Origin of the sequence: Sphingomonas sp. (assembly GCF_019635515.1) — a bacterium.
GTDB lineage: Bacteria > Pseudomonadota > Alphaproteobacteria > Sphingomonadales > Sphingomonadaceae > Sphingomonas.
On sequence record NZ_JAHBZI010000001.1, the window covers coordinates 411885 to 433930 of the forward strand.

Sequence of the window (22046 nt, forward strand, 5' to 3'; positions counted from 1 at the left end):
CCGGTGTCCGCTCCTCCCAAAAAGGCGTTTCCGCTCCGTCTCGATCCCGCGCTCTACGCGGCGATCGAGCGGGCGGCGGCGAGCGACCTGCGCAGCGTCAACGCCGAGGTCGAATGCCTGTTGCGCGAGGCGCTGGGCCGGAGGGGCGTCAAATTGGCCGATCCGGTCCGCGCCAGGCGCGGCCGCCCGCCCAAGGATAAAGGAGACGAGGAATGATGCATCTGATCCCGCGCAGGCGCGGCTGCAACGGCCGCGGGAATCGGCGCATATCGGCCGCGCTCGGCCTGCTCTCGGCGATCATGATCGGTTTCGGCGCCTATCTCGGGCAGCACCATGAAGTGCGCACGCCGGTCGCGCTCGCAATCGGCCTCGGCATCCTCGTGGTCGGGCTGGTGGTGGTCCGCTTCGTCGCGCTCCAGGGAGACGGGAAATGAGCGATGATTCGGGCGAGTGGTTCGCCCCCAAGCGTTATGGTTATGGTTCGGGACTGCCGATCGCGTGGCAGGGCTGGGTGATCTTCCTCGGCTTTCTCGCCGCGATCATGGGCGGCGCGACGTTCCTGGCGCCGCGCTACCCGATCGGGTTTCTGGTGATCGCCTTGATCCTCACCGCCGCCTTCATGCTGGTGGTCGCGCGGCACACGCGCGGCGGCTGGCGCTGGCGCTGGGGCAAGGATGAGGATTCGAAATGAAGCTTCTCGCGCTGGCCGTCACTGCGGTGCTGACGATGGCGCCGGCGAACCCGGTCGAGCCGGTCGAAGTCACCGTGCCCGGCCCCGCCGGGCCGCTGGCGGGCACGCTGATCGATCCCGGCGGAAAGGCGCCCGCGATCCTGATCCTGCCCGGCTCGGGGCCGACCGACCGCGACGGCAACAATCCGCTCGGCGTGGCCGCCGCGCCCTATCGCCTGCTCGCCGATGCGCTGGCCGAGCGCGGCATCGCCACGCTGCGCGCCGACAAGCGCGGCATGTTCGCGAGCAAGGCGGCGATCCCCGATGCCAATGCGGTGAAGATCGCCGATTACGCCGCCGATGCGCATGCGTGGGTCGATATGCTCCGCCAGCGCTCCGGCCGCGCCTGTGTCTGGCTGCTCGGCCATAGCGAGGGCGGGCTCGTCGCGCTCAAGGCGGCGCAGCGCCCCGAGGGCATCTGCGGCGTCATCCTCGTCTCCGCGCCCGGCCGCCCGCTCGCCACGGTGATGCGCGAACAGCTTCGCGCCAACCCCGCCAATGCTCCGCTACTCGACGCCGCGATGGCTGCGCTCGATGCGCTAGAGGCCGGGCGCCGGGTCGATACCGCGACGCTGCCGCCGCTGGCCGGGCTGTTCGCGGCGCCGGTGCAGGGCTTCCTGATCGATGTCTTCGCGCAGCATCCCGCCGAACTCGCCGCCAGCCTGCACGTGCCGGTGCTGATGGTGCACGGCGACCGCGACATCCAGGTGTCGCTCGCCGATGCACAGGCGCTCGCTGCCGCCGCCAGGGGATCGACGCTCAAGATATTGCCCGGCGTCAACCACGTCCTGAAGTCGGTCGCGAGCGACGATCGTGCGGCGAATATCGCCACCTATGGCAATCCGTCGCTCCCGCTCGCGCCGGGCGTGGCCGACGCCATTGCCGGCTTCGTAAGTGCGCGGCGTTAGCCGAGCGCCTCGTCGAGCAGGCGCGCGAGTCTCAGCCCACCCTTCACCATCTGCTGGCGCGCGGGCTCCACGAGTTTGTCGATCGTCTCGGCCGTCAGCGTCCCCCGCGCCGGCGCATTGCGCGCGCAGGCGTCGCCGCCGAACGCGCTGCCATAGGCGACGTCGCGCGCCACCTGCCAGCTGTCGCGGCTCCAGTCCTCGGTGGTGCCGCCCCACAGCTTCTCGCGCTCCTCGGTCGAATAGACCCGCACGATCGATGGCGGCGTCGAGATCGCGCGCTCGGAGAGATGGCCGTCCCAGATCGTGTGGAGGCTGAGCTTTTCCGTCGAGTAAAAGCCATAGCTGGTCTTGGCACGATTGCCGCCAAGATCGCCATGATCGCCGGCATGGAGCGGCTGATGCAGATCGCCGACGAAATGGACGAGGAAGGCCAGCGCCATGATCCGCTCGCGCGTCGGCACGCCGTGATCCTTGAGCAGCTTCACGTCGCGGTCGATCTGCGCCGAGACGCAATTGCCGTCGGGGCAGTTCGATTTGATATCGAACGGCTTGCAGATGTTCACGTTCTGATAGTGCCAGTTATAGGCGTAGCTGAAGCGCGGCCCGAGCGTCTTGATGCAATCGGCCCAGACGCTGGCCTGCTCGATGGTCTTGGCCGGGCAACCCGCGGTTTCGAGCAGCGCCGAATTCTTGAGCAGCCGGTCGATCGAGGCGCGCACCTCCGGCGTCACGTTGCGATAGGCGATCGCGGCGACCGTCTCATGGCCCCATTCCCAATAGGCATGCGCGGGCGAGGCGAAGCCGATCAGGGCGGCGAGCAGGATAAGGATGCGCTTCACTTGTCGTCTCCATAGAAAGCCACGATGCGCTCGCCGTTCGACGATGCGCGTCCGCGATACATGCCGGGGGTGTTGAAGCTCCAGGCCATCTCGCCACTCGGGCCGGTCACGATCACGCCGCCCGCGCCGCCGAGTGCCAGGGTCTCGGCCATCACCGTGTCGGCGGCGGCCTTCAGGCTATCGTCCTTGAAGCGCACCCGCGCGCAGATCTCGTGCGCCACGCCCTCGCGGATGAAATACTCGCCCGCGCCCGTCGCCGAGACCGCGCAGGCGCGATCGTCGGCATAGGTGCCGGCGCCGATGATCGGGGCGTCGCCGATCCGGCCCCAGCGCTTGCCGGTCAGCCCGCCGGTCGAGGTCGCGGCCGCCACATGCCCATTGGCGTCCATCGCCACCGCGCCGACCGTGCCGTATTTGCGATCGACATCGTACCAGCCGAGCTTTTCGCTGGCCTTCAATTTGTCGAGCTGCTCGCGCCGCGTCGGCGTCGCGAACCAGCTGTTGGGCACCTGCTCCAGCCCCTGGCTGCGCGCGAATTCGTCCGCCCCGGCGCCGGAGAGCATCACATGCTGGCTTTTCTCCATCACCGCGCGCGCGGCTGCCACCGGATGCCGCGTCGTCGTCACGCCCGCCACCGCTCCGGCGGCGCGGGTACGCCCGTCCATGATCGCCGCATCGAGCTCGTTGCGCCCGTCCCAAGTGAACACCGCGCCGCGCCCGGCATTGAAATGGGGATCGTCCTCCAGCACCTGCACCGCGGCCTGGACGGCATCGAGCGCGTCGCCGCCGGCGTCGAGCACCTTCGATCCCGCCGCCAGCGCCGCTTCCAGCCCGGCACGCACCCCGGCTTCCTGCTCGGGCGTGATCCTGTCCCTCTCGATGGTTCCGGCGCCGCCATGGATCACCAGCGTCCAGCGCGGCTTTTGCGCTGCCTGATTCTGGGCCTGCGCCGCGAGCGGCGTCAGCAGCGCCGCGATCACAAAGGGCAAGAGTCGCATCGAGGCTCTCCGGGGGAGGGTGACGCGCTTTCCTAGCAGATGCTTGGAACCATGCTACCGCCGAGGCGGCGGCGGACTAATAATCGCGGCAGCGCCGATATGCCACGCGCCACATCACCACCCCGATGAACGCCGCGATCACCGCCAGCACCGCGCTGGAGGCGAGCGCGCTCAGCCAGCGATAGATCCACGCGCCATTGTCCATCGGCGGCATGCTGAACAGCCCGAAGCCATAGGTCTGCGCGCCGACGAAGATCGCCATCGCCGTGACCGCGCCGACCAGCGCGGCATGGCGCGGCTTGCGCAGCCCGGCGACGTGCATGACCAGCCACAAAGGTCCGCCCACGGCGGTGATGGCGATACCGGCGAAGACGCTGCCGATCACCCAGCCGCTGGTCAGCGTCAGCGGGTCGCGTTTGCCGCCGAGCAGCAGCAGCCCCAGCACTATGCCCCCCGCAAGCACGCTGCCCACGGCGAGGGCGAGCCCGGCGCGGTCGATCGACATTTCATAGCGGCGCGGTGCGCGCATGGCGCGGTCGTTCACCTGTTCAAAGCTCCCCAGCCCCAAGCCGGGAAATATATGCCTAACAGTTGCTTACCGCAACGGAGCGAATCGGAGGGTTTTGCCGTTTTGGCACGGCTCAGCGCAAAGCCGCGAAGCGCCCCGCGGTCTCGCACGCGGTGAGCGCCTTGAGATCGGGCGGCGGCGGCGCGGCGCCCAATGCCGGGACCTCGACGGTCTCGCCGATCCGGGTCGCGGCGAAGCGCGTGGGGTCGACATGCGCGCAGCCGAGCATCGCCTTCAGCATCTCCGGCGGCGTCTCGCGCCCTTCCCAGGACAGGCGGAAGGTGCCCCAATGGATCGGGACGGCGAACGGACGGCCCAGCCCGTCCCACACCCGTATCGCCTCGCGCGGCCCGATATGGCTGCCGCTGACCATCTGCCCCGCCTCGAAGCGGAACGCGCCGATCGGGATCGCCGCCAGCCGGATCGGCCCGAGGGCGGCTGCTTCCGCGGGCCATTGGCCGTCGCCATAGCCGGTGTCGCCCGCGAAGAAGAAGTTGCCGCTCGGCAGCTTTACCACGAAGCTCGACCACAAAGCGCGATTGCGGTCGGTGAACCAGCGGCTGTCCCAATGATGGCTGCGCGTGGCGGTGACCGTCACCCGGGCCGGGCAATCCGCGAACGCCGGCGGGCATTTGCCGATCCCGGTCGATCCGCGCCAGTCCAGCGCGGTGCCCGGAATGCCCGCGCCGCGCAGGATCGCATCGTTGCCGAGCGAGGTGACGATCAGCGGACGATCGCGCCGCCAAAGCCGCTTGAGTGTCGCCAGGTCCATATGGTCGTAATGGTTGTGGCTGATCAGGACGATGTCGATCCTCGGCAGATCGTCGAAAGCGATCCCCGGCTCGGCCACCCGCTTCGGCCCGAACCCGAACGGTCCGGCATGCGTGCTCCAAACCGGATCGGTCAGGATGTTCACCCCGTCCGCCTGCACCAGCAGCGTCGCATGGCCCACCCAGGTGACCAGCATCCGCCCGTCCTCGATCCGCGCCGGCGGCTTGGCGCGCGTGACCGCCACCTTCCCCGGCCAGACCGGGCGCTCGGAATCGCCAAACACCTGCTTCCAGATGAAGCGCACGCGGCTGCCGGGGCCGGTTACCTTGAGCCGGTCGTCATCGCCATCGGGATTGAAGAAATGGGCGCCGTCGAAATGGCCGCTCACCGCCCCGCGATAATAAATGCGGTCGAGGAAATGCGGGATCACCGTCGCGGCAAGGCACAGAGCGACCACAGTCCATAACAGGATGGCCGCACCGGCCCGAACGAAACGCATGTCCGCACTGTCGGCGTAGCGGGCCGTGCGATCAAGCGCGATCACGACCGTTGCCGTAACTGGGTTCAGACCCTAACCCGCTGGCATGACCGCCGCGCTGCCCGACACGCCCGAAACCGCCGCCGCCGAGCTCGAACGCCTCGCCGCCGAGATCGCGCACCACAACCGGCTTTATCACACCGACGACGCGCCCGAGATCAGCGATGCCGAATATGACGCGCTGATGCGGCGCAACGCCGCGATCGAGGCGGCCTTTCCCGATCTCGTCCGCCCCGATTCGCCTGCGAAGCTGGTCGGCGCCGCGCCCGCCGGGCACCTCGCCAAGGTCGCGCATGCCCGGCCGATGTTCAGCCTCGACAACGCCTTTGCCGACGAGGGCGTCACCGACTTTCTCGGCCGTGTCCGCCGTTTCCTCAAGCTCCGCGACGACGAAGCGATCGCGCTCACCGCCGAGCCCAAGATCGACGGACTGTCCTGCTCGCTGCGCTATGAGAGTGGCGCGCTGGTCCAGGCGCTGACTCGCGGTGACGGGCGGATCGGCGAGGATGTGACCGCCAATGTCCGCACCATCGCCGATATCCCGCAATCGATCGCCGGCGCCCCCGATGTGTTCGAGGTGCGCGGCGAGGTCTATATGGCCAAGGATGATTTCACCGATCTCAACGCCCGGTTGCTCGCAGAGGCCGAGGCGGTGGGCAAGGAAGCGCGCCAGTTCGCCAATCCGCGCAATGCCGCCGCCGGATCGCTCCGCCAGAAGGACGCGTCGGTCACCGCGTCGCGTCCACTGCGTTTCCTCGCCTGGGGGTGGGGCGAGGTGTCGGAAGAACCCTCGGGCGGGCAGTTCGAAGCGATGCGGCGGATCAAGGGCTGGGGTTTTCCGGTTTCGGATCTGCTGGTGCGCGGCGACCTCGACGAAGCGCTCGCCCAATATCGCCGGATCGAAAAGCGGCGCGCCGATCTGCCCTTCGATATCGACGGCGTCGTCTACAAGCTCGACCGGCTCGACTGGCAGGCGCGGATGGGCTTTGTCGGCCGCGCCCCGCGCTGGGCGATCGCCCATAAATTCCCCGCCGAGCGCGCCGAAACCACGCTTAACGATATCGAGATTCAGGTCGGCCGCACCGGCAAGCTCACCCCTGTCGCCAAGCTCGAGCCGGTCACCGTCGGCGGTGTCGTCGTCCGCAACGCCACGCTCCACAATGCCGATGAGATAGCGCGTCTGGGCGTCCGGCCGGGCGACCGCGTGATCCTCCAGCGCGCCGGCGACGTGATCCCCCAGATCGTCGAGAATCTCACGCGCGATATCGCCCGCCCGGTATGGCACTTCCCCGCGCGCTGCCCGATCTGCGATTCCGAAGCGGTGGCCGAGGAGGGTGAGGTCGATATCCGCTGCACCGGCGGGCTGATCTGCCCCGCTCAGCGGCTCGAACGGCTCAAGCATTTCGTCAGCCGCGGCGCGCTCGATATCGAGGGGCTGGGGGAGAAGACCCTGGTCGAGTTCCTCGATCTCGGCTGGATCACCGAGCCCGCCGACATCTTCCGGCTCGCGCCGCATCGCGACGAACTGCTTGGCAGGGAAGGCTGGAAGGAGAAGTCGGTCGATAATCTGCTCGAAGCGATCGAGGCGAAGCGCGCGCCCGATGCCGCACGGCTGCTCTTCGGCCTCGGCATCCGCCATATCGGCACGGTCACCGCGCGCGACCTGCTCAAGCGCTATGCGACGCTGCCCGCGCTGCAAAAGCTCGCCGACGAGATCATCGCGCTCCGCGCTGCGATGACGCCAGCGCTCGGCGAGGAACCCGCCAAATTCCAGGCCCGGCTCGACAAGGCTGTCGCCGAGCATATCGGCGTCGAGAATGTCGGTGCCGCCGTCGGACACGCGCTCGCCGATTTCTTCCACGAACCGCACAATCGCACGGCGTGGGACGATCTGCTGGCCGAGGTGGATCCGCCGGTCTTCCTTGTCGAATCGCGGGAATCCGAAGTCACCGGCTTCACGCTGGTCTTCACCGGCAGCCTGGAGTCGCTGAGTCGCGACGAAGCCAAGGCGCAGGCCGAATCGCTCGGCGCGCGAGTCGCCGGATCGGTCTCGGCCAAGACCGATCTGGTGATCGCGGGCCCCGGCGCCGGATCGAAGCTCAAAAAGGCCGCCGAACTCGGAATTCGGGTTATTTCTGAAGGGGATTGGGCGCAGATCGTGGCTGCGGCTAAGGAATGATACGGTGATGCTTTTTTGCAACGCAACAAAAGTCATCGATAGTTAACAACAAGTTCCTGAACGACTCCGATTGACCTGTCATGGACTCGCAATAAAGGAGTCTCATGGGCGGGCAGACGGTGAACCGCACCGCGTGATTCAGTGCAACGAACGCACTTTCAGGGGACTACCATGCGACATCAGCTATTTCTTGGCGCTGCAGTGGCTGCGCTTATCGTTCCGGCGGCCGCCAGCGCGCAGGAAACCACTTCGATCATCCGCGGCTCGGTGATTTCCAGTGCTGGTGAGGCCGTTGCGGGCGCGACCGTCACGATCACCAATGTTCCCACCGGCACCGTCGTGACGACGACCACCGATGCCGGCGGTCGCTTCTCGGCGTCGGGCCTCGCGGTGGGCGGTCCGTTCACCGTTGCGGTCGAGAGCGGCGCGGGCAATGCTCAGATCACCGACATCTTCACCGTTCAGGGCCAGGCCTTCGAAGTCCCGGTCGTGCTCGCCGAAGCCGGCGGCGACGAGATCGTCGTCACGGCGCGCGCCCTTGCGGGCGCGGGCATCACCGTTCGTGGTCCGACCACCACGCTTACCCAGCGCGACATCAGCAAGGTCGCTTCGATCAACCGCGACGTGCGTGATCTCGAGCGCCGCGATCCGTTCGCGACCCTCGATCTTTCGAACAGCCGCGCGGTTTCGTTCGCCGGCGTCAATCCGCGCTTCAACCGCTTCACGATCAACGGCGTCCAGGTCGGCGACAGCTTCGGCCTGAACGCCGACGCGAACCCCACCGGCCGCGGTCCGATCCCGTTCGACGCGATCGGCCAGTTCTCGGTCTCGGTCGCGCCGTTCGACATCCAGCAGGGCAACTTCTCCGGCGGTTCGATCAACACCGTGATGCGCTCGGGTACCAACGAGTTCCAGGGTACCGGTTTCTATTCGCTCAGCACCGACGACCTGCAAGGCAAGCGGATCGGCAACAACACCTTCAGCCCGCCCAGCTACAAGTCGAAGACCTATGGCGCCGAGCTCTCGGGCCCGATCTTCAAGGACAAGCTGTTCTTCATGGTCGCCGCGGAGCGCAACACCGATCCGCGTCCGCTCGCGGTCTCGTCGCCCACGCAGATTCCGGGCTATAACGCCGCCAACGTGGCGTCGGTGGTCGCCGCGGCCAAGACCGCGCGCTACGGCAATTACGATCCCGGCGATTTCGTCTCGATCAACAACCAGAAGGACGAGAAGATCGTCGGCAAGATCGATTGGAACGTCATGGACGGCCAGCGCCTGTCGCTGTCCTACATCAATGCCTACGAATCGAGCACCATCGCCAACGGCACGAGCACCAGCACCTCGACGCCGCAGATTTCGCTGGCATCGAACTATTATCAGCGCTCGGTCCTGCTGCGCGCCGGCATCGCCCAGCTCAATTCGGACTGGAGCGACCGTCTGTCGACCGAAGCGCGCGTGCTCTATCGGTTCACGCGCGTCGGCCAGGATTCGCTGATGGGCACCGGCTATCCGCAGATGCGCGTGTGCACCGATGCGGTCAGCGTCGGTTCGGCGACGGGCTGCACCTCGGGCGTTCCGGTCGTCGGCTTCGGCCCGGACAACAGCCGTCAGTCCAACCAGCTGTTCTTCGATACCTGGGGCGGCTCGTTCCTGACCCGCTATTCGGCGGGCGCCCATGAGTTCAAGCTCAACGTCGAATATACCGAGAACCGCACCTACAACCTGTTCCTCCAGAACAGCGCCGGCAGCTATTATTTCGACTCGATCGCCGATTTCCAGGCGGGCACGGCGAGCGGCTACAACCTGCAGGTTCCGGTCAACGGCGACATCCAGAGCGCTGCCGCGAACTTCCATTATGGCCAGTGGACCTTCGGCTTCCAGGACGACTGGCAGGTCACCGATCGTCTCGCCGTCACCATCGGCGCGCGTTATGACCTGTTCGGCATGCGCGATACGCCGCTCGCGAACGCAGCCTTCCTGGGCCGCTACGGCTTCTCCAACACCAAGACCTACAAGGGCCTCGACAATTTCCAGCCGCGGATGAGCTTCAGCTGGAAGGCCAATGACTGGTTCCGTCTGCGCGGCGGCGTCGGCGTGTTCGGCGGCGGCTCGCCCGACATCTATCTGTCGAACAGCTTCTCGAACACCGGCGTGGCGGCGAATGCGCTCAACTCATCGACCAGCAACTACGGCGTGATCCGTTCGGGCCCGGGTTCGCCCACCTGCACCGGCAGCACCTCGTCGATCTGTTCGGTGCTGAACAACGTGACCGCGCCCGCCCTGCCTGGCGCCGCGGTGAACTACCTCACCACCAACACCGCGTCGCTGGCTGCGGCGCCGACCAACTCGATGGCGCAGAATTTCCACCTGCCGTCGGTGATGAAGGCGACGCTGTCGGCGGACGCGACGCTGTTCGGCGTCAATGTCGGTGCCGACTTCCTCTATACTGACACGCTGCATGCACCGGCGTTCACCGACATTCGCGAACGCGTCGTCAGCACGCTGCCCGATGGCCGCCCGCGCTATGCCGGCCTGGTCACCGCCAACGACACCAACAGCGACTTCGTGGTCTATGATACGAACAAGGGCCGCAGCTATATCGGTGTCCTCCGTGCGCGGAAGGATTTCGATTTCGGCCTGTCGCTGCACGGCAGCTACACCTGGCAGGACGTCAAGGATTTCAGCCCTGCAACGTCGTCGACGGCCAGCTCGCTCTACGGCAATCAGACCGCGAGCGATCCGAACGTCGCGGCATACGGCACCTCGAGCGACCAGACCAAGTGGGCGTTCAAGTACGGCGTCGGGTTCGATCATGCCTTCTTCGGCGACTATCGCACCGTGTTCCAGCTGTTCGGCGAAACCCGCGCGGGCCGTCCGTACAGCTACACGATGATCGACAACAATACCGGCCGCTCGCCGGTGTTCGGCACCTTCGGCAACAACAACCGCTATCTGCTGTACGTGCCTGCCGGCACCACGGATGCGAAGGTCAGCTACGATTCGACCGCGACCCAGACGGCGCTCGAAGGCCTGATCGGCCGGACCAAGCTGGCCGATTATCGCGGCCAGATCGCACCGAAGAACATCGCCCGCAGCCGCGCCTTCACGCGAATCGACTTGCACCTCGAGCAGGAAATTCCGACCTTCGTCGGCAAGTCGCGGTTCACGGTGTTCGGCGATATCGAGAACCTGCCGAACCTGCTCAACAGCAATTGGGGCGGACTGCGTCAGCTCGGCTTCCCGCAGACCGCGTCGGTGATCCAGGTGCAGTGCCTGAGCGCCGCGACGGCAACCGGCACCGCGCCGGCTGCGGGTGTGGTGAATACTGCTCCAACCCAGACCTGCGCCCAGTACCGCTATTCGTCGTTCCGTGACCCGAACCAGGCTTCGGTGAACACGTCGAACTCGCTGTATCTGATCCGCGTGGGTGTTCGTTTCAGCTTCTAAGCTCCAACGACCTACCCAAAAAAAGAAACCGCCGCTCCAGCGATGGGGCGGCGGTTTTCTTTTGTGCCGAAGCGATGGGCCAGGCGGCCTGTGCTGCCGGCGCGGATCGTCAGGCCGCCTCGGCCGCCTTCGCGTAGATCGAGTTGAGCGGCCGGGCGAAGATGCGGCGCACCATCGGCTCGAAGAATTCGAGCGGTTCGCTCCGATAGGCCGGATCGAACGCCGCCTGATCATATTTCTCGCAGAACTCCGCGCATGCCTCGAAATGCCGGTGGCCGCGAAACGCTTCGCGCGCGTCGCGGTCGAGCCCGAGAAAATGGAAGAAATAATAGCCCTGGAAGGCGCCGTGCTTCTCGCAAATCCAGTGCAGTTCCTCGCTGACGAACGGCTTGAGGATCGCCGCGGCGATATCGGGATGGTTGTAGCTGCCCAGCGTGTCGCCGATGTCGTGAAGCAGCGCCATCACGACATAATCTTCCCCCCGCCCGTCGCGGTGCGCGCGCGTCGCGGTCTGCAGCGAGTGCTGCAGCCGGTCGATCGGAAAGCCGCCGAAATCGCCGTCGAGCAGCTTCAGATGCGCCAGCACCCGGTCCGCCAGCCCGTTGGCATAGCCCATGAACTGGCCGCCGATGATGCCCCAGTCCTCCTGCGTGCCCTCGGCCATCGCCGTGAATTTCGCGCGCTCGCCGCTATCTTCCATGCGCCTCTCCCTGGCCGCTCCGTCACGCCGGACTTGTTCCGGCATCCACCTCGCCGCAGGGGCTGGTCCGTGAGCTTCCTGGCCAGAGACTGCCGCACGGTGGCCCCCGGAACAAGCCGGTGCATATCCCTTTGCGCCAAGGTATCGGCTGTTCCCTGCGAAAGCAGGGGTCCAGAGTTACAAGCGATGCCGCTCGGGGCTCCTGGGCTCCTGCTTTCGCAGGAGAACGCGTTCACTCGCCTCCCTCCTTGTCCGAATGGTATAAGTACCGAACAAGCCCAGGGTGACAGGCCGTGGGACGCTCGCCCCGCACACGCGCTTTGCCGCGCCATCGCAGCGGTGTTAGAGAAGCGGCGTGGCGAACCCAGTCCATAGCGCCCGGCAACTGATGCCGGCACCGATCCGCGATCCCGGCCTGCTCTCGCGCCCGTTCTTCGAGGACAAGTCGCGCGCCTTCTGGCTGCTCCAGGCGGCGGGCTGGTCGGGCTACCTGTTGCTGCGCACCGTGGTATCGATTTCGAACGCGATCACGGTCGAGGCGATCATCGCCGCGATCATCGAGGCGATCGTCGGCTACTGCCTGACGCTGCTGCTCTCGACGCTCTATGGTTATTTCCGCCGGTTCAACCGCATCAGCGGCGTGCTGCTGACCCTCACCGCGCTCCTGCTGGCGACGGTCATCTACGCGGTGATCGACGCCTTCACCTTCAGCTTCATCAAGGCCGCCGAGCCGGGCATCAGCATACCCCTCGTCATCGGCTCGCTGTTCCTCAATTTCACAGTCCTCGCCGGCTGGTCCGCGCTCTATTTCGGGATCAATTTCTATCTGATCGTCGAGCAGCAGATCGATCAGATGCAGGCGCTGGAGATGCAGGCCAGCCACGCCCAGCTGGCGATGCTGCGCTATCAGCTCAATCCGCATTTCCTGTTCAACACGCTCAATTCGATCTCGACGCTGGTGCTGCTCAAGCAGACCGAGCGCGCCAACGTGATGCTGTCCCGCCTCAGCTCGTTCCTGCGCTACACGCTCGCCAACGAGCCGACCGCGCATGTCACGCTCGCGCAGGAGGTCGAGACCCTCCAGCTCTATCTCGAGATCGAGAAGATGCGCTTCGACGAGCGCCTGCGCCCGCATTTCGATATCGATCCGCGCGTCGCCAGGGCGCGGCTGCCCTCGCTGCTGCTCCAGCCGCTGGTCGAAAACGCGATCAAATATGCGGTGACGCCGCAGGAGGAGGGCGCCGATATCACCGTTTCGGCTCGGCTCGCCGGAGAACGGGTGCAGATCAGCGTATCCGACACCGGACCTGGATTGATCGAACGCCAGCCGAGGCCGACCCTTTCAACCGGCGTGGGGCTCGCCAATATAAAGGAACGGCTGGCGCAGTCCTTCGGGGCTGACCACCGTTTCGATTCGCAGTCGAACCCGGGGCAGGGGTTCAGCGTTGAGATCGAGATACCGTTCCAGATCGAGGAACCGAACCGAGAGGCCGCATGACCATACGCACCATTCTGGTCGACGACGAACCGTTGGCCATCCAGGGCCTTGAGCTCCGCCTTCAGGAGCACGAAGACGTCGAGATCATCGACAAATGCTCGAACGGCCGCGAGGCCATCCGCAGCATCAAGACCCACAAGCCCGATCTTGTCTTCCTCGATATCCAGATGCCCGGCTTCGATGGTTTCTCGGTCGTCCAGGGCCTTATGGAAGTCGAGCCGCCCTTGTTCGTGTTCGTCACCGCCTATAGCGACCACGCCATCCGCGCCTTCGAGGCGCAGGCGATGGATTATCTGATGAAGCCGGTCGAGCCCGCCCGCCTTGCCGACACGCTCGATCGCGTCCGCCAGCGCCTGACCGAGAAGCGCGGCGTCGAGGAAGTCGAGAAACTGAAGGAAGTCCTCGCCGAAGTCGCGCCAGAAGCCGCCGACGAGATCGCCACCACCGATGGTGAAATGGCCTCGAACCGCTTCGAGAAGCTCATCAACATCAAGGATCGCGGCCAGATCTTCCGCGTCGATGTCGATACCATCGAGCGCATCGACGCCGCCGGCGATTACATGTGCATCTATACCGGCGACAACACGCTGATCCTGCGCGAGACGATGAAGGACCTCGAAAAGCGCCTTGATCCGCGCCGCTTCCAGCGGGTCCACCGCTCGACGATCGTCAATCTCGATCTGGTCAAGCAGGTCAAGCCGCACACCAACGGCGAATGCTTCCTGGTGCTCGATTCGGGGGCCAGCGTGAAGGTCAGCCGCTCGTACCGCGACGTGGTGGCACGCTTCGTTCACTGATCGCCTAAATCCTCCCCGGAGGGGGAGGGGGACCGCGAAGCGGTGGAGGGGGCTTGCCCCAAACGATACCGCTCGTGGCGAACCCCCTCCGTCAGCCTTTGGCTGCCACCTCCCCCTCCGGGGCAGGATCAAAGCACCCAACCCTACCCTATCCAGGGGATAGCCACCGCCCGCCGCCCAGCTATCGCCATCTCCTGAACTATCAGGGGATGGCCGATGCGTTTCAGGGATATCATTGCCGCAATCGGCCTGATCGCGGCGACATTGTTTTCGGGCGCGGCGCAAGCGGGCGACAAGGCGGCGGGCTGGGCGAAATGGGCCGACCGCGCCGAACTCATCTATAACTCCACGCTTGCCGGCAATGCGATGGAGGTCGCCACCGCGTGCAAGGGCGTGACCGGCGTCGTCATCGGCCAGGGTTTCCAATTCCCCTATTGGGGCCAGTCGCTGATCCAGGTCTGCGACGTGCTGAAGGCGGCGGAAAAGGAGTCCGGCAATCGCCGCCGCAAGGGGCAGGTATGTTCGGACCTTCGCCGTCTAGCCAAGATCATGGCCAAGGCCGAACCCGTCGCCGAAGAGCCGCGCGCTGCCGTCGTCGCTCAGAATATCGCCAAAGTGCTGACGGTGATGGACCAGCAATCCTGCCACTGAGCGCTTGTTGACCGCATGGAACGAATGTGGAACATTGGCGGCGCGAGAGGAAGGCCGCCAATGACCAGGTTCGAGATATTTGCCGCCCTGCACGTGCCCGGAAACCCGCTGATCCTGTTCAACGTGTGGGACGCGGGCAGCGCCCAGGCGGCCGAGCGGGCAGGGGCCCTGGCCATCGCCACCGGCAGCGCCTCGGTCTCGACCGCGCATGGTTTCAGCGATGCCGAGGAGCTTCCGCTCGATCTCGCCCTCGCCAATGCCGAACGCGTCGTCCGCGCCACATCGCTGCCGGTCAGCATCGATTTCGAAGGCGGCTATTCGACCGATCCCGCGCAGACCGCCGCCAATGTCGCCGCGCTGGCCGCGACCGGCGCGATTGGCTGCAATCTCGAGGACCAGATCGTCGCCACCCATGGCACGCCCGGGCGGACCATGCACGCCATCGCCGATCAGGCCAGGCGCATCGCGGCGATCGTCAGGGCCGCGCCCGATTTCTTCCTCAACGCCCGCACCGATACCTTCCTGATCGCCAGGCCCGATACGCATGACGATGCGATGGCCGATGCCGCGATCGAGCGCGGCAAGGCCTATGCGGATGCCGGTGCGCACGGCTTCTTCGTTCCCGGTCTCGCCGATCTCCGGTTGCTGGAGAGGGTCTGCTCGGGCGTTCCGCTGCCGGTCAATTTCATGGCCTTTCCCGGCGCCCCCGATGCCAAAGCCGTCGCCGCCACCGGCGTCGCCCGCATCAGCCACGGCCCCTTTCCGCACATGGCCGCGCTCAAGGCCTTCGAAGACGCGGCGCGTGCGGCATTTGCCTAAAAATCCTCCCCCGGAGGGGGGGACCGCGAAGCGGTGGAGGGGGCAGGCCGCAAACGATATCGCCTGTGGCGAGCCCCCTCCGTCAGGCTGCGCCTGCCACCTCCCCCTCCGGGGGAGGATTGAGAAGCTTGCAATGTAGGATTTCGCCTGCTTGGCTCGCGCGGTCGGCATTGCCGTCCGCTCTTTGAAATCGTCGGTCCCGAACTCCCCATGGGCAGTGCGAAGATCGCGCCGCGCGCACAACAGCCAGCCCCCATGGTCAGTGCGACCATTGGGACCATTCGCGAATGTTTAGCCCCCTAAAAAGACTAAACTTCCTCAACATTCGCGCCGATGGCGATTACCGCACCGGCACGAACGCCAGGTGCTGGAAATCGTAGCTGAAGTCGGCGAGCGGCGAGAGCGCCTTCATGCTCACGCCCGTCACCTTGCCGTCCACGACCGCGAATTTGATCACCGCATCCTCGCCCGCGCCCTTGGGAAAATGGGTGCGGAAGGTGTCGGGCCCCCATGGCTCGAGCGCGCTCTTGAACACCGGCGTCGGCGTGAAATCGATAGCCAGACCCTTGCCGCGCTTGCTGACGACGATGTCGCCGTACCATGGATCGCGATAGCGCCCGGCATAGGCATCGAGAGCCAGGCTCGGGCCGCCCGCCGGCGCCTTGTCGAGACTGCCGCCCAATTCGGCCAGCGCCGCGTCGTTGGCGGCCTTGACCCGCGCCTGCGCCGCCGCGACCCAGTCGAATGCGGGCGCGCCGATGCACAGGTCGAGCAGCGCGTTGCGGATCCCGCCGGACACGCCATCCTCGGTGTTCGAGAACACCGCCACCGCCGCCTTGCGTCCCGGCAGCATCGCCGTCTGCGTCACCTGGCCCGAAAGCCCGCCCGAATGGTGCACCAGCCGTTCGCCGCGATAATCCTGGACGAACCAGCCGAGCGCATAGGTCTGGGTCACGCCACGCGCCGGCCAGGTGTCGCTCGGCCCGTTGGAGGAGGCGACGATCGTCTGCGGCTTCCATAGCTCGGCCTGCTGGGCGGGGCTCCACAGCGCGTTGCCGTCGGGCAGCTTGCCGCTCGCCATCTGCACTTCGAGCCAATGGACGATGTCGCTCACGCTGGCGTTGATCCCGCCCGCAGCGTCGGTCATCGGCCCCTCGTCCGGCGGAATCACTTCCATCGGTCCCATGCCCCGGAGCGGCGGCCCGAGCCGGGCGTGCCGCCCCGCGACATTGCCGCCCTTGAGGAAGCGCAAAGCCGGCGCCGCGTCGGTCATGCCCAGCGGGGTCAGCAGCCGCTGGCTGACGAACTCGGCCCATGTCTTGCCGGTCAGCCGCTCGATCAGCAGCCCCGCGACGACATAGAGGATGTTGTCATAGGCGTAGCCGGTGCGGAAGCCGCGCTCGGCGGCGAGGAAGGGCAGCGCCTTCAGCGCCTCGCTGGCTGGCCGCTCGCTCGCCGGGAATTGCATCAGGTCGCCCGCGCCCAGCGCCAGTCCGCTATTATGGACCAGCAGGTCGCGCACCGTCATCAATGCGGTGACGCGCGGATCGTGCATCCTGAATTCGGGGATATATTTGGTGACCGGCTCGTCCCACGCGACCTTGCCCTCCTCGACCAGCATCGCCAGCGCGGCGGCGGTGAAGCTCTTGGAGTTGGAGGCGATGCCGAAGCGGGTGTGGATATCGACCGGAGCCGGCTTGCCGAGCGTCTGGACGCCATAGCCCTTCAAATAGGTGGGCTTGCCCGGCCGGATCACCGCCACAGCGATCCCGGGCGTCTCGAACGCGGCCATGAACCTGGTGACGATATCGTCGATCGCGGGATCGGCGGCCGCCTGCTCGGTGGCGAAGGCCATTGCCGGCAAGCCCGCCGCGACGAGCCCGCCTGCGGACCAGAGCAGCGCCTGGCGCCGATTGAGTTGCAGCCCGCTCATGTCATGTGCTCCCGGTCGTTCGCCGCGAGCCTAGCCGGGCTTATTCGGCTTCGGAAGCCTCGTCGGCGGCGCCTTCCGCCGGGCGCTCGAACCAAGCCTCGACCGGGCCCTTGAGCGTGATCGTCAGCGGCTGGCCACGGCGATCGACCTTGTTGCCGAGCGCGACCTTGATCCAGCCCTCGGAGATCGAATATTCCTCGACGTCGCGGCGCTCGACGCCCTTGAAGCGGATGCCGATCCCGCGCTCCAGCACGGGCTGATCGAAATAGGGGCTGTTCTGGTTGACCGAGAGCCGGTCGGGGGGAGTATCGCTCATATTCGCGCCCTTAGCCGCTATTGCCGTCAAGCAAAAGGGGCGCGGAGCCTGTCGCTCCGCGCCCCTTCCCTGTTAGCCGGCGCTACGTCTTAGCGGCAGTAGCGGACCCGCACGCTGCGGCCCAGATACGGGTCGTACTGGCGGCGGATGGTGCAATGATCATATCCGCGATAACGGCGATAATTCTCGCGATAATAATAGCCGTCGGTCGGATAATAGCCGCGCTCGCGATAATAGCGGCGGTCATAATCGTAGCGGCTGTCGCTGGCGAGCGCCGCGCCGATGGCGAGACCCGCGATACCCGCGACAACGGCGGTGCCGGTATTGTCGTGATGATAGCGGCCGCGATAGCGTTGCGCTTCCGCGGTCGGCGCGACGGCGACTAGCATGCTGGCGCCCAGCGTGACGCCGAGAACCGCCTTTTTGACAAGATTGGCCATGACTTTCCTCCTCGTGTTCAACATCAGAGCCCTGACCCGACCTCTCATCAACGCGAGTCGAAGGCTGAGGATGCATTTTTAGTAAATTGCTTCTGAACCCGTGCGGAACCGAGTGTTCATGCCGCGTCCAGTTCGGTAAACACCGATGCCATGCGATACTGGCTCCTCCGCTCCGAACCCGACGCCTATAGCTGGGACGATCTGATCCGCGACAAGGGGACCGAATGGAATGGCGTGCGCAACTACACCGCGCGCAATTTCCTGAAGGAGATGGAGCCCGGCGACCGCGCCATCTTCTATCATTCGAACACCGAGAAGGCGGCGGTCGGGATCATGGAGATCACCCGCGCCTGGCAGCCGGATGGCGACGACGGCAAATGGGCGAGCGTGCGGGTCGAACCGGTCGAGAGATTGAAGAAGCCGGTGCCGCTGGCCGATATCAAGGCCGAGAAGCGCCTCGCCGAGATCGAAGTGCTGCGCCAGTCGCGCCTGTCGGTGACGCCGGTGCGCGAAGCCGAGTGGAAGGTGTTGCTGGAGATGGCCGGGCATTGAGCGCAAGCGGCGGGAAGCGGCGCGGCGGCTTGCCGGATAGTCGGCAGGCGAAAGGACCCGCTATGACTCTCGCTTTCAAGAATATGCCTTCGCCGGTCGGCGAGCTGAGGTTGGTGGCCAGCGACAAGGGGCTGGTCGCGATCCTGTGGGAGAATGACCGGCCGGGCCGTGTCATACTCGGGCCGCTAGCCGAGGATCGCGACCATGCGATCCTGACCGATGCCGAGCGGCAGATCGCCGCCTATTTCGCCGGCACGCTGACCCGCTTCGACGTGCCGCTCGATTTCCGCGGTACCGATTTCCAGAAATCGGTGTGGGCGGCATTGCTGACGATCCCGTTCGGCGAGACGCGCAGCTATGGCGAGATCGCGCAGCAGATCGGGCGGCCCAGCGCATCGCGCGCGGTCGGCGCCGCCAATGGCCGCAATCCGATCTCGATCATCGCGCCGTGCCACCGGGTGATCGGATCGAACGGCGCCCTGACCGGGTTCGCGGGCGGGCTGGCGACGAAGGAGCTGCTGCTGCGCCTGGAGCAACGATGAGCAAGAGCGAAGCCTGCTCTTTCAGACGAATCCTACATTGGAAGGGCGATCAGGGCGTCGCTGATCCGGGCTCGGCCGGCTTCGGATCATCGAGCGGGATCGGCACCCGGTTCGACTTGTCGATCCTCGGTTTCTTGCGGAACACCTTGCCGATATCGTGGAGCAATCCGCCGAAATTGGTGGCTTCGCCCGGTTCCTCGCAGCAGCTGTCCTTGTCGATCAGCTTCCCGACGGCGCGCACCAGGAAGGTCGCGCCGCCGAACAGGTCGACGCCTGTCGTGCAGCCCTGCGACAGCGTGGCGCAGGGCGGGACAGAGACACGAAGCGCATCGATGCCGGTGACGTCGGGATTGCTGGGCATCGGCCGGTCGGGCGGGCCGCGTTCTTCGGGTAGCGGCAGGCGGGGCACTTGCGCGGCGGCGGTGGCCGCCTCGCCGCAGACAAGGAGTTCGCCCTCGACCCGCTCCGAGGCGCAAGGGTCGGGCATCAGCGACCAGCGCTGCGTGCCGTCCTTGTCCCTGGCGGGCGTGGTGACGCCGCTACCGACCGTGTGAGGCACCGGCGCGGGAACGTCCTGCGCACCCGCCAGGATCAGCAATGCGGCGATGATCATTCCGGCGGCTCCCATTCGCCCTGTGCAGCGAAGATAAGCACGGGATTTCCTACATTAAAAGGAAAAGGCGCCCGGATCGCTCCGGACGCCTTTGAACCTCAGGCCGCGACCTTCGCGCGCGAGGCGCGCTTGCGCTCGTGCGGATCGAGGTGGCGCTTGCGCAGGCGAATCTTCGACGGCGTGACTTCGACCATCTCGTCATCGTCGATGTACGCGATCGCCTGTTCCAGCGTCATCTTCTTCGGCGGGGTCAGGCGGACGGCGTCGTCCTTGCCGCCCGAGGCGCGGAAGTTGGTGAGCTGCTTGGCCTTCATCGGATTGACTTCGAGATCGTCATTCTTGGCGTTCTCGCCGATGATCATGCCCTCATAGAGCGCCTCGCCATGGCCGACGAAGAGGATGCCGCGATCCTCGAGCGGGCCAAGCGCATAGCTCTGCGCTTCGCCCGAGCCGTTCGAGATCAGCACGCCATTCTTGCGGCCTTCGATATTGCCCTTGTGGGGACCGTACTTCTCGAACAGGCGGTTCATGATGCCGGTACCGCGGGTGTCCGACAGGAACTCGCCGTGATAGCCGATCAGGCCGCGCGACGGCGCCGAGAAGGTGATCCGCGTCTTGCCGCCACCCGAGGGGCGCATGTCGGTCATCTCGCCCTTGCGCTGGTTCATCTTGTCGACGACCGTGCCCGAATATTCATCGTCCACGTCGATCACGACGGTCTCGTACGGCTCGGTCTTGTTGCCGTTCTCGTCCTCGCGGAACAGCACGCGCGGGCGGCTGATGCCGAGCTCGAAGCCTTCGCGGCGCATCGTCTCGATCAGCACGCCGAGTTGGAGTTCGCCGCGGCCGGCGACCTCGAACGAATCCTTGTCCTCGCTCTCGGTAACCTTGATCGCGACATTCGATTCGGCTTCGCGCTCTAGGCGGTCGCGGATCATGCGACTGGTGACCTTCGAACCTTCACGGCCGGCCATCGGCGAATCGTTGACGGCGAAGCGCATCGACAGCGTCGGCGGATCGATCGGCTGCGCCTGGATCGCTTCGGTGACCGAAGTGTCGGCGATGGTGTTCGACACGGTAGCGACGGTGAGACCGGCGAGCGAGATGATGTCGCCGGCACGGGCTTCGTCGGTGGGGACGCGGTCGAGACCCTGGAAGGTCATGATCTTCGAAGCACGGCCGGTCTCGACGATCTTGCCGCTCATGTCGAGCGCGTGGATCGGCTGGTTGATCTTGACGGTGCCAGACTGGACGCGTCCGGTGAGGATGCGGCCGAGGAAGTTGTCGCGGTCGAGCAACGTCACCAGGAAGGTGAAGGGGGCATCGACTTCGAGCGCCGGCGGCGGCACGTGATCGACGATCTTCTGGAACAGCGGCTTGAGCGTCCCTTCGCGCAAGCTCGGGTCCTCATTGGCATAGCCGTTGCGGCCCGAGGCGTAGAGCACCGGGAAATCGAGCTGCTCGTCGGTGGCGTCGAGGGACACGAACAGATCGAACACTTCGTCGAGCACTTCCTGGATGCGCTCGTCGGGACGGTCGATCTTGTTGACGACGACGATCGGGCGGAGGCCGAGCTTCAGCGCCTTGCCGGTCACGAACTTGGTCTGCGGCATCGCGCCTTCCGACGAATCGACGAGCAGGATGACACCATCGACCATCGACAGGATGCGCTCGACCTCACCGCCGAAATCGGCGTGGCCGGGGGTATCGACGATGTTGATGCGCGTACCTTCCCACTCGACCGAGGTCGGCTTGGCGAGAATGGTGATGCCGCGCTCCTTTTCGAGATCGTTCGAATCCATCGCCCGCTCTTCGACGCGCTGGTTGTCGCGGAAGGTGCCGGACTGGCGGAAAAGCTGATCGACGAGCGTGGTCTTGCCATGATCGACGTGGGCGATGATCGCCACGTTGCGAAGGTTCATACGATATCCTGGATGCCGCCGGAGTGCGGTTCGGGCGCGCCCATAACCGAAATTGTGCGGATGCGAAAGGGCCGGGCAACAGCGCGGCATCGCGAATGTTGATGAAGTTTAGTGTTTTCGGGGCATGTTGCGGGCGTTCTCCAGAGGGGGGGCGCCGGCGACACGACACTGGCGCGACACCAGCGCGACACTGGCGAGACGCTGCCGCGACGCCACGCGACAGGTGCGCGACACCGCCGCGACGCGCGGGCGACACTGGCGCGGCACGCTGGCGACGCCGGCGCG

At 65.9% G+C, this 22046-nt stretch carries 22 protein-coding genes; 12 read left to right on the forward strand and 10 right to left on the reverse strand.

Annotated features, from left to right (window positions below; translation table 11 throughout):
- Positions 1-3 precede the first annotated feature (3 nt).
- The 4 genes from KF730_RS02125 to KF730_RS02140 are packed head-to-tail and all read left to right on the forward strand — an operon-like array spanning position 4 to position 1638.
- Positions 4-216, forward strand: a complete 213-nt coding sequence (locus tag KF730_RS02125) for a toxin-antitoxin system HicB family antitoxin (protein WP_294091927.1) — start codon at positions 4-6, stop codon at positions 214-216.
- On the forward strand, positions 213-434 hold the full coding sequence (locus KF730_RS02130; RefSeq protein WP_294091928.1) for a hypothetical protein: 222 nt from the start codon (positions 213-215) through the stop codon (positions 432-434). The genes KF730_RS02125 and KF730_RS02130 overlap by 4 nt, the downstream gene beginning before the upstream one ends.
- Positions 431-691, forward strand: coding sequence for a hypothetical protein (locus KF730_RS02135; protein WP_294091929.1), 261 nt, complete (start codon positions 431-433; stop codon positions 689-691). The genes KF730_RS02130 and KF730_RS02135 overlap by 4 nt, the downstream gene beginning before the upstream one ends.
- A complete protein-coding gene (locus tag KF730_RS02140) occupies positions 688-1638 on the forward strand; it encodes an alpha/beta fold hydrolase (protein ID WP_294091930.1) in 951 nt (316 codons plus the stop codon). The genes KF730_RS02135 and KF730_RS02140 overlap by 4 nt, the downstream gene beginning before the upstream one ends.
- Here the strand turns inward: KF730_RS02140 and KF730_RS02145 are convergent.
- The 4 genes from KF730_RS02145 to KF730_RS02160 all read right to left on the reverse strand — a co-directional run bounded on the left by KF730_RS02145 (position 1635) and on the right by KF730_RS02160 (position 5313).
- A complete protein-coding gene (locus KF730_RS02145; protein WP_294091931.1) occupies positions 1635-2477 on the reverse strand; it encodes a S1/P1 nuclease in 843 nt (280 codons plus the stop codon). The two genes, KF730_RS02140 and KF730_RS02145, sit on opposite strands and share 4 nt — an antisense overlap.
- Complete coding sequence (locus KF730_RS02150) at positions 2474-3475, reverse strand: isoaspartyl peptidase/L-asparaginase (protein ID WP_294091932.1); 1002 nt, start codon at positions 3473-3475, stop codon at positions 2474-2476. The genes KF730_RS02145 and KF730_RS02150 overlap by 4 nt, the downstream gene beginning before the upstream one ends.
- 76 nt (positions 3476-3551) lie before the next feature.
- A complete protein-coding gene (locus tag KF730_RS02155; protein WP_294091933.1) occupies positions 3552-4019 on the reverse strand; it encodes a hypothetical protein in 468 nt (155 codons plus the stop codon).
- Positions 4020-4116: 97 nt separating this feature from the next.
- Positions 4117-5313 carry an MBL fold metallo-hydrolase gene (locus KF730_RS02160; protein ID WP_294091934.1) on the reverse strand — a complete coding sequence of 399 codons (1197 nt, stop codon included), beginning with the start codon at positions 5311-5313 and terminating at the stop codon, positions 4117-4119.
- 85 nt (positions 5314-5398) lie between these two features.
- Here KF730_RS02160 and ligA point away from each other — a divergent pair, with 85 nt between their 5' ends.
- Positions 5399-7531, forward strand: coding sequence for an NAD-dependent DNA ligase LigA (ligA, locus tag KF730_RS02165; protein WP_294091936.1), 2133 nt, complete (start codon positions 5399-5401; stop codon positions 7529-7531).
- A 201-nt stretch (positions 7532-7732) separates the two neighbouring features.
- Complete coding sequence (locus KF730_RS02170) at positions 7733-10978, forward strand: carboxypeptidase regulatory-like domain-containing protein (RefSeq protein WP_365972860.1); 3246 nt, start codon at positions 7733-7735, stop codon at positions 10976-10978.
- A 109-nt stretch (positions 10979-11087) separates the two neighbouring features.
- Here the strand turns inward: KF730_RS02170 and KF730_RS02175 are convergent, their stop codons facing one another.
- Entirely contained in the window at positions 11088-11678 is a 591-nt protein-coding gene (locus KF730_RS02175) for an HD domain-containing protein (RefSeq protein ID WP_294091940.1), read from the reverse strand.
- 388 nt (positions 11679-12066) lie between these two features.
- On the opposite strand from KF730_RS02175, the gene KF730_RS02180 reads away from it, so the two are divergent.
- From KF730_RS02180 to KF730_RS02195, 4 genes are all read left to right on the forward strand, one after another.
- Positions 12067-13176 (forward strand): histidine kinase, encoded by a 1110-nt coding sequence (locus KF730_RS02180; RefSeq protein WP_294095658.1) that lies wholly within the window; start codon positions 12067-12069, stop codon positions 13174-13176.
- Positions 13173-13973, forward strand: a complete 801-nt coding sequence (locus tag KF730_RS02185; protein WP_294091942.1) for a response regulator — start codon at positions 13173-13175, stop codon at positions 13971-13973. The genes KF730_RS02180 and KF730_RS02185 overlap by 4 nt, the downstream gene beginning before the upstream one ends.
- A 216-nt stretch (positions 13974-14189) precedes the next feature.
- Complete coding sequence (locus tag KF730_RS02190; protein ID WP_294091944.1) at positions 14190-14624, forward strand: hypothetical protein; 435 nt, start codon at positions 14190-14192, stop codon at positions 14622-14624.
- Between the two features lie 60 nt (positions 14625-14684).
- Positions 14685-15443, forward strand: a complete 759-nt coding sequence (locus KF730_RS02195; RefSeq protein ID WP_294091945.1) for an isocitrate lyase/phosphoenolpyruvate mutase family protein — start codon at positions 14685-14687, stop codon at positions 15441-15443.
- Between the two features lie 340 nt (positions 15444-15783).
- On the opposite strand, the gene KF730_RS02200 is transcribed toward KF730_RS02195, so the two are convergent.
- The 3 genes from KF730_RS02200 to KF730_RS02210 all read right to left on the reverse strand — a co-directional run bounded on the left by KF730_RS02200 (position 15784) and on the right by KF730_RS02210 (position 18132).
- Positions 15784-17376 carry a serine hydrolase gene (locus tag KF730_RS02200; protein ID WP_294091946.1) on the reverse strand — a complete coding sequence of 531 codons (1593 nt, stop codon included), beginning with the start codon at positions 17374-17376 and terminating at the stop codon, positions 15784-15786.
- A gap of 40 nt (positions 17377-17416) precedes the next feature.
- The gene (locus KF730_RS02205) at positions 17417-17692 is read right to left on the reverse strand and encodes a DUF3297 family protein (RefSeq protein ID WP_294091947.1); all 276 of its coding nucleotides are present in this window, start codon (positions 17690-17692) and stop codon (positions 17417-17419) included.
- An 89-nt stretch (positions 17693-17781) separates the two neighbouring features.
- Positions 17782-18132 carry a hypothetical protein gene (locus KF730_RS02210; protein WP_294091950.1) on the reverse strand — a complete coding sequence of 117 codons (351 nt, stop codon included), beginning with the start codon at positions 18130-18132 and terminating at the stop codon, positions 17782-17784.
- A 150-nt stretch (positions 18133-18282) separates the two neighbouring features.
- Between KF730_RS02210 and KF730_RS02215 the strand changes: the two genes are divergently transcribed.
- Entirely contained in the window at positions 18283-18684 is a 402-nt protein-coding gene (locus KF730_RS02215; protein WP_294091951.1) for an EVE domain-containing protein, read from the forward strand.
- Positions 18685-18746: 62 nt separating this feature from the next.
- Positions 18747-19226, forward strand: coding sequence for a methylated-DNA--[protein]-cysteine S-methyltransferase (locus KF730_RS02220; protein ID WP_294091953.1), 480 nt, complete (start codon positions 18747-18749; stop codon positions 19224-19226).
- A 49-nt stretch (positions 19227-19275) separates the two neighbouring features.
- On the opposite strand, the gene KF730_RS02225 is transcribed toward KF730_RS02220, so the two are convergent.
- Positions 19276-19839 (reverse strand): hypothetical protein, encoded by a 564-nt coding sequence (locus tag KF730_RS02225; protein ID WP_294091955.1) that lies wholly within the window; start codon positions 19837-19839, stop codon positions 19276-19278.
- A gap of 98 nt (positions 19840-19937) precedes the next feature.
- The gene (gene typA / locus KF730_RS02230; RefSeq protein ID WP_294091957.1) at positions 19938-21761 is read right to left on the reverse strand and encodes a translational GTPase TypA; all 1824 of its coding nucleotides are present in this window, start codon (positions 21759-21761) and stop codon (positions 19938-19940) included.
- Positions 21762-22046: the final 285 nt, after the last annotated feature.

Excerpts from the sequence above, each read along its gene's own strand:
- KF730_RS02130 (WP_294091928.1), top strand. The coding sequence starts at position 213 with ATGATGCATCTGATCCCGCGCAGGCGCGGCTGCAACGGCCGCGGGAAT.
- KF730_RS02135 (WP_294091929.1), top strand. The coding sequence starts at position 431 with ATGAGCGATGATTCGGGCGAGTGGTTCGCCCCCAAGCGTTATGGTTAT.
- KF730_RS02140 (WP_294091930.1), top strand. The coding sequence starts at position 688 with ATGAAGCTTCTCGCGCTGGCCGTCACTGCGGTGCTGACGATGGCGCCG.
- KF730_RS02150 (WP_294091932.1), bottom strand. The coding sequence starts at position 3,475 with ATGCGACTCTTGCCCTTTGTGATCGCGGCGCTGCTGACGCCGCTCGCG.
- KF730_RS02160 (WP_294091934.1), bottom strand. The coding sequence starts at position 5,313 with ATGCGTTTCGTTCGGGCCGGTGCGGCCATCCTGTTATGGACTGTGGTC.
- ligA (WP_294091936.1), top strand. The coding sequence starts at position 5,399 with ATGACCGCCGCGCTGCCCGACACGCCCGAAACCGCCGCCGCCGAGCTC.
- KF730_RS02175 (WP_294091940.1), bottom strand. The coding sequence starts at position 11,678 with ATGGAAGATAGCGGCGAGCGCGCGAAATTCACGGCGATGGCCGAGGGC.
- KF730_RS02180 (WP_294095658.1), top strand. The coding sequence starts at position 12,067 with ATGCCGGCACCGATCCGCGATCCCGGCCTGCTCTCGCGCCCGTTCTTC.
- KF730_RS02185 (WP_294091942.1), top strand. The coding sequence starts at position 13,173 with ATGACCATACGCACCATTCTGGTCGACGACGAACCGTTGGCCATCCAG.
- KF730_RS02190 (WP_294091944.1), top strand. The coding sequence starts at position 14,190 with ATGCGTTTCAGGGATATCATTGCCGCAATCGGCCTGATCGCGGCGACA.
- KF730_RS02195 (WP_294091945.1), top strand. The coding sequence starts at position 14,685 with ATGACCAGGTTCGAGATATTTGCCGCCCTGCACGTGCCCGGAAACCCG.
- KF730_RS02200 (WP_294091946.1), bottom strand. The coding sequence starts at position 17,376 with ATGAGCGGGCTGCAACTCAATCGGCGCCAGGCGCTGCTCTGGTCCGCA.
- KF730_RS02205 (WP_294091947.1), bottom strand. The coding sequence starts at position 17,692 with ATGAGCGATACTCCCCCCGACCGGCTCTCGGTCAACCAGAACAGCCCC.
- KF730_RS02210 (WP_294091950.1), bottom strand. The coding sequence starts at position 18,132 with ATGGCCAATCTTGTCAAAAAGGCGGTTCTCGGCGTCACGCTGGGCGCC.
- KF730_RS02215 (WP_294091951.1), top strand. The coding sequence starts at position 18,283 with ATGCGATACTGGCTCCTCCGCTCCGAACCCGACGCCTATAGCTGGGAC.
- KF730_RS02220 (WP_294091953.1), top strand. The coding sequence starts at position 18,747 with ATGACTCTCGCTTTCAAGAATATGCCTTCGCCGGTCGGCGAGCTGAGG.
- KF730_RS02225 (WP_294091955.1), bottom strand. The coding sequence starts at position 19,839 with ATGATCATCGCCGCATTGCTGATCCTGGCGGGTGCGCAGGACGTTCCC.
- typA (WP_294091957.1), bottom strand. The coding sequence starts at position 21,761 with ATGAACCTTCGCAACGTGGCGATCATCGCCCACGTCGATCATGGCAAG.